This is a genomic window from Ottowia flava, from assembly GCF_008017535.1.
GTDB lineage: Bacteria > Pseudomonadota > Gammaproteobacteria > Burkholderiales > Burkholderiaceae_C > Ottowia > Ottowia flava.
In genome coordinates this window covers 416206-428034 of sequence record NZ_VRUA01000002.1, presented here as the reverse complement: position 1 = coordinate 428034, position 11829 = coordinate 416206, and the positions used below count along the sequence as shown (strand labels likewise).

The window sequence follows — 11829 nt, the reverse complement described above, 5'->3', positions numbered from 1 at the left end:
GCCTTGCTGGGGCAGGCTTTATCTCACGGACGGGCGTAGCTCACTTCCAAGTAATTCGTGCAGACCTTCCCTAGGCGTTCCCACCCAAAATTCGCGTGCGTTTGCGCCTTTCGAAACAACAAACTCGCCATCGATTTCTCGCGCGGTAGCTTCGATGCCCGAGCGTGGCAATAGCATCTCAAAAACAGGCGAAACCTGTGGGGTCTTGTCCTGATCCTCAATCGCCTTGGGCGCGTCGTGCAAAAAATTGAAGCCCAGCACTGGCAAGACGGTTCGAATCTGTTCGAGGAAAAACGCCATGTCTGCGAGGTCCGATTCAGGCAACGCTCGATAGTCGTGCGAGGTACCATTTCCCACGACACACCGACCGGTGCCGGATGCCAAACTGATGAGCCGACTCTCAAGGTACTTGGCGTGGGCCTTGGTTAGGTTCATATCCTTGCTGGTGACGAGACATACTCGCTCCCAGAAGTCCTTACCGCCTTGAGCTTCTGGCCGATTGTGCTGCTGGAGTCTTCTGGAAATATCATCCGATTCACCGATGTAGACCCGAGTCAGCAACTGATTTTCGGGATCGGGGCCTCCCAAAAAGTAGATTCCGGTGCGAGCCACTTCGGGACGCTTAATCAATTCGACCAGTTTGCTACGTGGCGCCGTGAGGACGTGACCGGTCCAGTTCATGATCTCGGCAGTCAGCAACCCGTTGGGTGTGCCATCTACGAGGAAAAGACGGATGCTGCGACCTGTTGCCATGAAAAAAGGGGAGCTCCTGCGCTGAGTTGGATTTAATGGGGCAACAAAAATCGTTACGTGCTTGCGTCAGTCGACTTCGGTGCTGCTGCCGGCCGCCCAATCGACTCGTACGTCAGTCCGTGTCGCGCGACCACGGCCGGGTCGTACAGGTTGCGGCCGTCGAAGACGATGCGGTCGCGCAGGGCGCGGGCGACGCGGTCGAAGTCGGGCACGCGGAACTGCTTCCATTCGGTGACGATGGCCAGCGCGTCGGCGCCGTCCAGCGCGGCCATGGGCGAATCGCAGAAGACCAGGTCGGGCCGGTCGCCGAAGATGCGGCGCGCCTCGCGCATGGCCACCGGGTCGTGCGCGCGCACCTGCGCGCCAGCGGCCCACAGCGCCTGCAGCAGGTTGCGGCTGGGCGCTTCGCGCATGTCATCGGTCTCGGGCTTGAAGGCCAGGCCCCAGACGGCGATGGTTTTGCCGCGCAGGTTGGGGCCGTAATGCGCGAGGATGCGCTCGGCCAGCACCTCGCGCTGCGCGTCGTTGCGGCGCTCGACGGCCAGCAATACTTCGGGGCGGTAGTCGATCGACTGCGCGGTGTGGATCAGCGCCTTGACGTCCTTGGGGAAGCAGCTGCCGCCATACCCCGCGCCGGGGTAGATGAAGTGGTACCCGATGCGCGGGTCGCTGCCGATGCCGCGGCGCACGGCTTCGATGTCGGCGCCCAGGCGTTCGGCCAGACCGGCGATTTCGTTGATGAAGCTGATCTTGGTGGCCAGCATGGCGTTGGCGGCGTACTTGGTCAGCTCGGCGCTCTTCACGTCCATCAGCACGATGCGGTCGTGGTTGCGGTTGAAGGGCGCGTACAGCTCGCGCAGCTGGCGCTCGGCTGCGGCGCTGCTGGTGCCGATGACGATGCGGTCGGGCCGCATGCAGTCGGCCACGGCTGCGCCTTCCTTCAGGAATTCGGGGTTGGACACCACTTCAAACGCGATGTCGGCACCGCGCGCGGCCAGGGTCTGGCGCACCTCGGCCGCGACCTTGTCGGCCGTGCCCACGGGCACCGTCGACTTGTTGACGATGGTCTTGGGCCGGTCCATGTGCGTGGCGATGGTGCGCGCCACCGCCAGCACGTGCTGCAGGTCGGCGCTGCCGTCTTCGTCGGGCGGCGTGCCGACCGCCAGGAAGATCAATTCGCCATGCGCCACGCCTTCGGCCGCGTCGGTGGTGAAGTGCAGGCGCCCCGCCGCGTGGTTGGCCTGCACCAGCGGCGCCAGGCCGGGTTCGTGGATCGGGATCTGCCCGGCCTGCAGCGCCGCGACCTTGGCCGCGTCAATGTCCACGCACATGACGTCGTGACCGACGTCCGCCAGCACGGCGCCTTGCACCAGGCCAACGTAGCCGGTGCCGAAAACGGTGACTTTCATAGGCACATATCGGCGGTTGACTCTGAAATCTCTCTGAAATCAAACGACGAAACAGAGGCCAAGTTATTGATTTTCATGAACTATTTGGATTTGATCTCTTTGAAGAATGCGAATTGCTCTCTGATCTCTCTGTCAACTGCCAGCGTGGCACGGCATCTGATCCGCCGTTGGTGATCAGACCTTGCCTTCGCATCTTGGTCAAAAGGCTGCCGATCTTGGTATGGCGTTGCTGCAAGCTGAGTGCCTCGCTCAGCTTGCCCAGTAGTAAGGCATTGATGTCCTTGCGATTGGCCTGGCCGAACTCATGCAGGTAGTCCGTCACAAGCTTGGCGTAAAAGGCGTCGTCTTGCGCACGAGTGCGAATGTAGTCAGCGCGTTGAGCTGTCGCGGCGGCCACACTGGCCGCGACGTGAAAGTGTGGCTTCCGACCTTCGATCAATTTTTTTCGCCTCAGGCCGCTGATCACCTCATCAGGCAAAGGTAATTTTTTCTGCACGCGGTCAAGGGCCAGCACGTCCTCCCACGACAGCCTGGTTTGCTGCATCAATAAGCGCGTATACGCCGGATCGACCACGCCGCCGTACAGTGTCAAGCGTACTGACGCAGATTCCGAAAGGTCATAGTCGGGCAACGGGAAGTAGCGCCGCGCTTGAGCTTGGTACATCTCATGGATGCCGTAGCCCATCGTGTCGATCATGTTTAGCCCGGCCATCGCGTGTGCCAAAAAGGTGTTGCGATAACGCCGCGGGCGCTGATGGCCAGGGACATAGTCCAGAGGCTGACCTTCGAAGAACGTGCCTTCACTGTCCAACACCAACCGGTCCGGCCATTCTGTTACGACTATGCGGCCGTCACGCGAATAGTCTTGGTGGGCGATGCAGTTGTGCAAGGCTTCCAGCACGGCCTTTTGGTCGTACTTGGCCACCTCTATGGGGAGCAACTCGTCGTGCGGCAGCAAGCGCATCTGGACGTTGCGTATGCGTCGGTACAGCGCGGTTGTCGCGAGCAAAAAAGGCGGTCCGAAGTGCTCATATGCGCGTTCCGGGCCTTCCAGGCTCCAGGTCATTTGCGCAGGATGCGGCGATAGGCGCCAAGAGGATTCTGGCTTGCCCAGCAGTAAAAGAGCTGTTCGGGTGATCTGCCCATCCTGGGTGACCAATGATCGATCCAGAAAGATCGATAGAGGCCAGGCCAGCATCTCATTGGCATCCAGACGGTTGGCGTGCTTAGCGACAAACGATGCGCGCGCCGCGTGAAGTGCGTCAGGATCCAGATCCTCCAGCGTGGCGCCGGGCACAACCTGAGCAGACCAGTCTTGGCGAGCAGTTTGCGCGCGGATGGTGTCCTGCTTCTCCAGGCTGAGAGGTGCCAAACTGTCACCTGCGCGGGCATAGTAGTGTCCTTGCCAAGCGATCGGTATCCCGCGAGGGGCTGCAGGTATTTCAAACAGCACCACGCGGCCTTCGACCGTTTGCAATACATGAATGTTGCGCAAACTGACACTGGGGCTGGTGCCCCGAGCAATTTGATCCTTCAGGCTATTCAGCCGATCCTGCTGCGACCGATAGCCTGTGCCGACGACGCGACGATGGCGCTCGTTCACACCGAAGACCAGCCATGCGCGCTCGCAATTGCGCAGATTGGCTTCGTTGCATAGTGCGGAAAAATACTTGCCGAGCTTGTCTGTATCGTAGTCATTCGAAGCTTCCTTGAATTCCACGATCTCACTTTCCCAAGCTGCAATTAGCTCGTCCAGCAGTATGCGTAGCGCTGCCACGTCCACAGTTCAGCTCCCGTAAAAGTCCCTGTACCAGCGCGCAAAGCGCGCCACGCCTTCACCGACCGGCGTGGCCGGCTTGAAGCCGACCCACGCCGCCAGCGCCGACACGTCTGCCGCGGTACTGTGCATGTCGCCGGGCTGGATCGGCAGCATGCGCTTGTCGGCGGTGGTGCCCAGCGCCGCTTCGAGCGCGGCGATGTAGTCCATCAGCACGGTGGGTGTGCTGTTGCCGATGTTGAAGATGCGGTAGGGCGCGGTGCTGATGCCGGGGTTGGGCGCCAGCGGGTCGTAGGCGGGGTCGGGCGTGGCGGGCTTGTCCAGCACGCGCAGAACCCCTTCCACGATGTCGTCGATGTAGGTGAAGTCGCGCACCAACTGGCCGTTGCCGTAAACGTCGATCGGCTCGCCGGCCAGCATGGCGCGGGTGAATTTGAACAACGCCATGTCCGGTCGGCCCCAGGGCCCGTACACGGTGAAAAAGCGCAGCCCGGTGGTCGGCATGCCGTACAGGTGGGCGTAGCTGTGCGCCATCACCTCGTTGGCCTTCTTGGTGGCGGCGTAGTAGCTGACCGGGTGGTCGACCGCGTCGCGTTCGCTGTAGGGCAGCTTGGCGTTGCCGCCGTACACGCTGGAGCTGCTGGCGTAGACCAGGTGCTGCACCTGCGCCGCGCGGCAGCCTTGCAGCACGTTGCCGAAGCCGAGCAGGTTGCTGTCGCTGTAATCGTCGGGCTGGTCGATGGAATAGCGCACGCCGGCCTGCGCGGCCAGGTGCAGCACACGCGTGGGCCGCACGCGCGCGAACAGGGCGGCCATGCCGGCGCGGTCGGCCACGTCCAGGCGCTCAAAGCTGAAATTCGGGTGCGAAGACAACCGGGCGAGGCGCGCTTCTTTCAGCGCCGGGTCGTAGTACGCGTTCAGGCTGTCGATGCCGACCACGGTGTCGCCGCGCGACAACAAGCGCTCCGCGCAGTGCATTCCAATAAAACCCGCTGCGCCAGTGACAAGAATTGCCCCCACGCTCCCCGCTGCGCGAGGTTCGCTGCCCCCCGAGGGGGCGCTCGCCGCCTTCGGGCGGCCGAGCGGCGGCTCGGGTGTAGCCCCTGCCCCCCCCGTCGCGCGAGGTTCGCTGCCTCCTGATGGGTGGCTTTCCACCCCCGGGCGGTCCTGTGGTGACGCGGTGCTCATGGGGCGGTGCCTCCTGAGGGGTGCCAGACGAAGTCGTAGTGCGCAGGCGGCGTGCCGTCGCGCACCATGCGGAAGGGCAAGACGATGCTTTGGCGCGTCTGCGGGCCGATGTGGGCTTGCGCCTTGGCCCACCAGTCGGGCTCCACCCGGTCGGCGCGGGACACCAGCAGCCAGCCCTGGCCCGCGGACTGGGCGCGCGCCACCTGGTCGGCCACACAGCGGGCGACGTCGGCCTCGTCGGCGTTGCAGGCGGCCACGCGCGCTTGCGGGAAGCGGGTGCGCAAGAGGCCTCCGATCATGTGGTCGGCCGCGATGATGGGGCTACGGCCGTCGTAGCCCTGGGCTTGCAGCTGTTTGCCCAGCGCGCGGGCAGGGTGGTTCAGCTCGTCCGTGTCACCGCGTGCGCCGCTGAACCAGGGGCGCAGGCCGGCGGCCACCAGCAGGATGAGGGCGACGGTGACCACGGCGCCGGTGTAGCGGCCGCCGCGCGGGTGCTGCTGCAACTCCGGCCGGGCCGCAAAAGCGGCCAGCGGCACGGCGCACAGCAGCGGCAGCACCCAGCGCCCCTTGAAGTTGGACACACTGGCCACCAGGACCATACCCAGCAGCGCTAGCAGCATCAGCGCCAGGTAGCGCCACATTAGGCGCTGCGCCCACGGCACGGCAGGCAAGACTGGCTTTCTCCACCAGGCGCTGCGAAAGGCCCACAGCGCCAGCAGCGCGAACAGCGCCAGCATGCCGGCCACGCCGTCGATCAGGCTGAGCAAACCCTTGAACAAACCGCGCTCGGGCTGGATCTGCATCTTGTGCAGCGTGCCCGCCGTCGCTTCGTGCAGGTGCGACAGCAGCCACACCGCATGCGGCGCCACCACCAGCACTCCCACCAGCGGCGCCAGCCACCAGCCGCGCGACAACAGGGCGCGGCGCCCTTCCGGCAGCGACAGCGCCGCCACCAGCATGACGGCGATCACCAGCACGTAGCTGTACTTGGCCAGCACGCCTGCTGCGCAGACCAGGCCCAGCCAGGCGAAGTCCTGCGGGCGAGGCCGCTTGATCAGGCGAAACAGCAGCCACCATGCCGCGCAGGTCATGGCCGTGACCAGGATCGTGTGCGTCTGGTCGCGCACCGAGAACCATCCCAACGGCGGCAGCAGCAGCATGCTGGCCGACGCCCACCAGGCGCCACGCGGGCCCAGCAATTCACGCCCCGCCAAGTACATCATGGCGTAGGTCAATGCCAGCAGCCCGTGCTTGAGCAGCGACAGCGACAGCACGCTGGGGCCGAAGAGCTGGTTCATGCCCCACTGCAGCCAGGTGTACAGCGGCGGCTGCGCCCCGTAACCCCAGGCCAGCTGCTGGGTCCAGAGGATTTGCTCGGCCTCGTCCCACTTCAGGGCGGGCGAAATCGCCACGCGCACGGCCACGTGCGCTGCGCACAGGGCGAGCAGCCAGAACAGCGGGTGGGCCACGGGGGCGCGCAGCGTGGGCGCGGACAGCGCGTCGGCGGAATTCATGCGGTGAAAGCGAACGGCCGACGCCGGTTAGCCCGCGCGGGAGGCGGAAAAACCGTGCAAGGCACAATCGGACCATTATCCCGCCTGTGCCTGTCACCCCCTTCATGACCGCTGAACGCACCGCGGTGCCCGATGTCTCCATCGTGGTTCCCATCTACAACGAGGTCGACAACCTGCCCGAGCTGGTGCGGCGCATCGGCGCAGCCATGGCGCAGCAGCCCCTGAGCTTCGAGCTGCTCGCGGTCGACGACGGCTCCACCGACGGCAGCCGCGCCAAGCTGCGCGAGCTGGCCGCCGCCACGCCCTGGCTGCGCCCGATGTTTCTGGCGCGCAACTACGGCCAGTCCAGCGCGCTGCAGGCCGGTTTTGACCGCGTGCGCGGCCGCTACGTGGTGACACTGGACGCAGACCTCCAGAACGAGCCGGACGACATCCCGCTGCTGCTGAACCGGCTGGAGACCGACCCCGACGTCGACATGGTCAGCGGTTGGCGCAAGGACCGCCAGGACGCCGAGCTGTCGCGCAAGCTGCCCTCGCGCATCGCCAACCGGCTGATCTCCAGCGCCACTGGCGTGCACCTGCACGACTACGGCTGCGCGCTCAAGGCCTACCGCCGCCCCATCATCGACCGCATCCGCCTGTACGGCGAACTGCACCGCTTCATCCCCTCGCTGGCCAAGGACGCCGGCGCGCGCATCACGGAAGTGCCGGTGCGCCACCACGCGCGCACCGCTGGCGTGTCCAAGTACGGCATCGACCGCACGTTCCGCGTCATCCTGGACTTGATCCTGATGGTGTTTTTGATGCGCTACCGCCAGCGCCCGCTGCACGCATTCGGTGGCTTGGGCCTGTGGCTGATGACGCCCGGCATGCTGATCCTGCTGTACCTGCTGGGCGTCAAGCTGTTTGGCCACGACATCGGCGGGCGGCCGCTGCTGCTGGTGGGCGTCATGCTGGTGCTGATGGGCGTGCAGATGATCGTGGCCGGGCTGATCGGCGAATTGCTCACCCGCGTGTACTACGAAGCCGGCGGCGCGCCGCAGTTCCATGCGCAGGAGTATCGCGTGGATGAAGAGGTGATTTTGGAGCAAAATCGCCCTTCAGCCCTACAACCATCTGCGCAAGCAGCTACTGAAAATGTAGCGTGAAGCGCTCGCACAAGGCGCTGCTGCGCGGCCTGATCGGGCTGGCGCTGCTGGGTGCCGTGCTCGCGCTGGCCAACCCCGCGCGCGTGTGGGCGCAGCTGCGCCAGGCCGACCCAGTGTGGCTGGTCGCTGGCCTGCTGGCGGCCATCGCCTCCAACATCGTGTCGGCGCTGCGCTGGCGGGCGCTGGCGCGCTGGCTGGGTGCCGACATGGCGGCGCGCGACGCGGGGCGCTGGTACTTTCAGGCGATTGGCCTCAACGCCTTGTTGCCCGGCGCCGTGGTCGGCGGTGACGTGTACCGCGCCGTCGTGCTGAAACGCGCGGGGCAGGACACGCTGGCGTCCACCTGGTCGGTCGTGCTCGACCGCGTCAGCGGCCTGTGGATGCTGTGCGCCATCGGCGGTCTGGGCGCCGCCGCCTGCGCGCCGCAACTGGCGCCAGTGTTGCGCTTGCCGCCAAGTGCCTTCATTGCGCTGATGCTGGTCGGCACCGCGTTGTGGCTGGCCTTGCCGCTGGCGCTGCCATGGCTGCTGCGCCGCGGCAGCATCCGCTGGCTGGCGCCGTTGAAGGCCGCGATCGAACGGCCCAACTTTTTGAGCCAACTCGGCTGGCAAGCCCTGGCCTCGGCCGCCGTGCAGGTGCTGTCCGCCGCCGCGCTGGCCGCCGGCGGGCTGGCGCTGGGCGTGCACATTCCGCCGGCCGCCTGGGCTTTTGCCATCGCCCCGGTCTTTCTGATGGCCGCGCTGCCCGCCAGCGTCGGTGGCTGGGGCACGCGCGAAGCCGCCGCCGTTGCCGCCCTGGCGCCTTTCGGCGTGCCGGCCGCCGCGGCCGTGGGCACGGGGGTCATCTATGGGCTGTACCAGTTGGTGCAGGGCGCTTTGGGGGCGCTGGCGTTTGGGTTGCCAGGTCGAATGTCTCGCGAATAGCCGTTGGCGCGGCGAGATGTGCATCCGCCCTCCGCCGATCAGAAGCAATGCAAGGCGCGTGAAGCGTGACCGAGAGCCTGCAGCAGAGTAGGCGAATAGCCGAAAACACTGTGCTGGCTACTGCATGTCACGCACAATCGGGCAATGCTTTGCCGGGAAATATTGACGACTGCGTGAATTTCTTAACGAACCTGGCAGCATCAAATTAAGCATAAAAGCATACATATCAGCCCCAAATACTAGGATGGAGCATCGACTATGCCGTGCGTTCTAGCGCGCATTCAACGATGACATCTGAACCAAGGAGCTTGATAGGTATGCGACGTTCTCACCTTGCCCGAAACACCAAGACCACCCTGCTGGGTGGTCTCCTGCTTTTGGTGGCTGCTGCTGGCGCCCACGCCCAGACGCAGTTCACGCTGTCGGGCGTGGACTACGAACTGGTGAACTGGCCAGCGGCCGCCTTCGGAACCAACAGCTTGTCCAGCGATACAGGTTCCGCCGCATTCGGGGCCGCCACCTTCGCCGTCACGGCCAACGGCGGACTGGTGTCGGATCCGACCGTCGTCAACGACTTCTTCAATGGCGCTGTCTATGCGACGCCCGGCTATGGCATCACGGGCACGCCATCGCTCAACTTGAACCAAGGTCAGATCTATACGGGCGGCGCCGACACGGTGGTGACCTACACCGTCACAGCAACGACCCTGCCGACCGAGCTGATTTACTACGCCGGTGCCGAAATTCTGGACGAGAACAGCGGCATGAAGTACGCCCGCTGGGCGTGGACCTCGTCGCAACCGGGCACGGTGTTCGAGGTGATCAACCAGACCAGCACGGTCACGGTGACGGGCTCCGGCACCGGCACCATGTCGTGGAAAACCTTCCGTGCGGACAACAATTCCGCGAAGGCGCTGGTGCGCATCACCAACCCAGCGGGCATCAGCAACTTCACCATCACATCCAACCGTCTGTCTGCATCGGGTGTGGATTTTGTGTACACGGCGCCAGCGCCTGCCGCCGATTTCTCGGGCTCGGCCATTCTGGTACCGCGCCCCGCCGCGCCGCCCACGCCGGTGCCGACCCTGGGCGGGGGCATGCTGGCGCTGTTGTTTGCCGCTATGGTGCTGGGCGCCCGGTGGAGTGCGCGCCGCCGCGGCTGATGGGAAGCGCTCGCTCGATGGCCGCTGCCCCACGCAGCGCTTACGGGCTGTAGGCGCCAGGCGGAGCGCGGACCGAAGGCGGGTTTTGGTAGCCTCGCGGTCATCGCCTTAGCCGCACCAAACCCCCTCTACGCCACCCATGCCCGTCTTCGTCGATACCTCCCCGCCTGGCCAGTGCATCTTCTGCCGGTTGATCTCGGGCGAAATACCTGCGGCCAAGGTCTTTGAGGACGATTTGACCATCGCCTTCATGGACCTGGGCCAGGTCACGCCGGGCCACGTGCTGGTGGCCAGCAAGCGGCACGCGGCCACGGTGTTCGAGCTGACGGCGCAAGAGGCCGGCGCCGCCATGCAAACTGCACATAAGGTGGCGCTGGCCGTGCAGGCCGCGTTCGATCCCCCGGGGTTGACGCTGCTGCAGGCCAACGGCGCGTTGGGCGGGCAGACGGTGGGGCATTTCCACCTGCACGTGGTGCCGCGGCACGAGGGCGACGGCATCACCTTCACTTGGCCGCGGCAGGAGCCCGGGCCGGCGGTGCTGAACGACTACGCCGCCCGCCTGCGCGCAGCCTGGCCGGGCTGACACGCTGCTTTAGCGCACTCGGCGCGGGGCGCAACGCAGCCGCTGCTCACTATAAAAACAATAGCTGTTTGCGCAGGTGGTTGTAGGGCTGGAGCCTGATTTCTTATCAATCCCCGAGGCCGGCCGGTCGGTCGAGCGTACGGATCGCGCGACGGAGGGTTTGTCCCTTTCAGTCCTTGGCTTCGGCCGGGGCCGCCAGCACGCCGCGGCGCATCTGGTCCAGCTCCATGGTCTCGAACAAGGCCTTGAAGTTGCCTTCGCCAAAGCCTTCGTTGCCCTTGCGCTGGATGAACTCGAAGAAGACCGGGCCGAGCTGGTTTTCGCTGAAGATCTGCAGCAGCAGTTCACCCTCGGCACCGTCGACCAGGATGTTGCGCGACTGCAGCTCGCCGATCGGCTCCTGCAGGTTGGGGATGCGCCCCGGCAGCAGCTCGTAGTACGTTTCGCTGGTGTTCAGCAGGCGCACGCCGGCCATCTGCAGCGCGTCTACCGTTTCGTACAGATTCTTGGTCGCCATGGCGATGTGCTGCACGCCTTCGCCGCGGTAGCTGTCCAGGTACTCCTGGATCTGGCCCTTCTGGTCGTTGCCCTCTTCGTTGATCGGGATGCGGATCTTGCCGCACGGGCTGGTCATCGCCTTGCTCTTCACGCCCGTGGCCTGGCCTTCGATGTCGAAGTAGCGCACTTCGCGGAAGTTGAACAGGCGCTCGTAGAAGCTGGCCCATTCGTCCATGCGGCCCTTGTGCACGTTGTGCGTCAGGTGGTCGATCACCGTCATGCCAAAACCCTCGGGGCTGACGGCGGCGCTGCCGCTCACGCCGGGCAGAGGCTCGAAGTCGACGTCGTAGAAGCCGATGTTGCCGATGTCGCCTTCCTGCGCCCCGTTCTTGCCGCGCCAGCGGTCGATCAGGTAGATGATCGAATCGCCGATGCCCTTGATGGCCGGGATGTTCAGCTCGCCCGGGCCGGCCGTTTCAGCGTAGCCCCAGGCGCCCAATTGAATGGCGCGTTCGTACGCAGCCTTGGCGTCCTGCACGCGGAAGGCGATGGCGCAGATGCTGGGGCCGTGCAGGCGCGCAAAGCGCTGAGCAAAGCTGTCGGGCTCCGCATTGACGATGAAGTTGACCTCGCCCTGACGGTACAGCGTCACGTCCTTGTGGCGGTGCTTGGCCACGGCGGTAAAGCCCATGCGTTCGAACAGCTCGCCCATCGCCTTGGGGTCGGGTGCCGCGTATTCGATGAATTCAAAACCGTCCGTGCCCATGGGGTTGTCCCAAGTGGTGCCGGCTTGGGCGGTCAGGGTCGTGGGGGATGCGTTGGTGGTCATGCCTTGTCTCCGTGGTCGGCGTTGATCGACATCAAGCCCGTCAC

Annotated in this window: 10 protein-coding genes; 4 read left to right on the top strand and 6 right to left on the bottom strand. The window is 65.0% G+C overall.

Features of this window, described 5'->3' with window-relative positions; all coding sequences use genetic code 11:
* Positions 1-18: 18 nt before the first annotated feature.
* The 5 genes from FVQ98_RS04115 to FVQ98_RS04095 all read right to left on the bottom strand — a co-directional run bounded on the left by FVQ98_RS04115 (position 19) and on the right by FVQ98_RS04095 (position 6641).
* Positions 19-753 carry a GIY-YIG nuclease family protein gene (locus FVQ98_RS04115; protein WP_187265621.1) on the bottom strand — a complete coding sequence of 245 codons (735 nt, stop codon included), beginning with the start codon at positions 751-753 and terminating at the stop codon, positions 19-21.
* 53 nt (positions 754-806) lie between these two features.
* A complete protein-coding gene (locus tag FVQ98_RS04110; protein WP_147912147.1) occupies positions 807-2162 on the bottom strand; it encodes a UDP-glucose dehydrogenase family protein in 1356 nt (451 codons plus the stop codon).
* A 73-nt stretch (positions 2163-2235) separates the two neighbouring features.
* Complete coding sequence (locus FVQ98_RS04105; RefSeq protein WP_255507617.1) at positions 2236-3882, bottom strand: RNA-binding domain-containing protein; 1647 nt, start codon at positions 3880-3882, stop codon at positions 2236-2238.
* A 66-nt stretch (positions 3883-3948) separates the two neighbouring features.
* Positions 3949-4959 carry an NAD-dependent epimerase gene (locus FVQ98_RS04100; protein WP_147912145.1) on the bottom strand — a complete coding sequence of 337 codons (1011 nt, stop codon included), beginning with the start codon at positions 4957-4959 and terminating at the stop codon, positions 3949-3951.
* 164 nt (positions 4960-5123) lie between these two features.
* Complete coding sequence (locus FVQ98_RS04095; protein WP_147912144.1) at positions 5124-6641, bottom strand: ArnT family glycosyltransferase; 1518 nt, start codon at positions 6639-6641, stop codon at positions 5124-5126.
* A 104-nt stretch (positions 6642-6745) separates the two neighbouring features.
* Here FVQ98_RS04095 and FVQ98_RS04090 point away from each other — a divergent pair, with 104 nt between their 5' ends.
* The 4 genes from FVQ98_RS04090 (at position 6746) to FVQ98_RS04075 (ending at position 10458) form a co-directional block, all read left to right on the top strand.
* Positions 6746-7789 carry a glycosyltransferase family 2 protein gene (locus FVQ98_RS04090; RefSeq protein WP_147912143.1) on the top strand — a complete coding sequence of 348 codons (1044 nt, stop codon included), beginning with the start codon at positions 6746-6748 and terminating at the stop codon, positions 7787-7789.
* Complete coding sequence (locus tag FVQ98_RS04085) at positions 7786-8712, top strand: lysylphosphatidylglycerol synthase transmembrane domain-containing protein (RefSeq protein WP_147912142.1); 927 nt, start codon at positions 7786-7788, stop codon at positions 8710-8712. Before FVQ98_RS04090 ends, FVQ98_RS04085 begins: the two co-directional genes overlap by 4 nt.
* Before the next feature lie 317 nt (positions 8713-9029).
* Complete coding sequence (locus tag FVQ98_RS04080) at positions 9030-9875, top strand: hypothetical protein (RefSeq protein WP_147912141.1); 846 nt, start codon at positions 9030-9032, stop codon at positions 9873-9875.
* A gap of 139 nt (positions 9876-10014) precedes the next feature.
* On the top strand, positions 10015-10458 hold the full coding sequence (locus tag FVQ98_RS04075; RefSeq protein WP_147912140.1) for an HIT family protein: 444 nt from the start codon (positions 10015-10017) through the stop codon (positions 10456-10458).
* Positions 10459-10627: 169 nt separating this feature from the next.
* On the opposite strand, the gene hppD is transcribed toward FVQ98_RS04075, so the two are convergent.
* Positions 10628-11785, bottom strand: a complete 1158-nt coding sequence (gene hppD, locus FVQ98_RS04070) for a 4-hydroxyphenylpyruvate dioxygenase (RefSeq protein WP_147912139.1) — start codon at positions 11783-11785, stop codon at positions 10628-10630.
* Positions 11786-11829 lie beyond the last annotated feature (44 nt).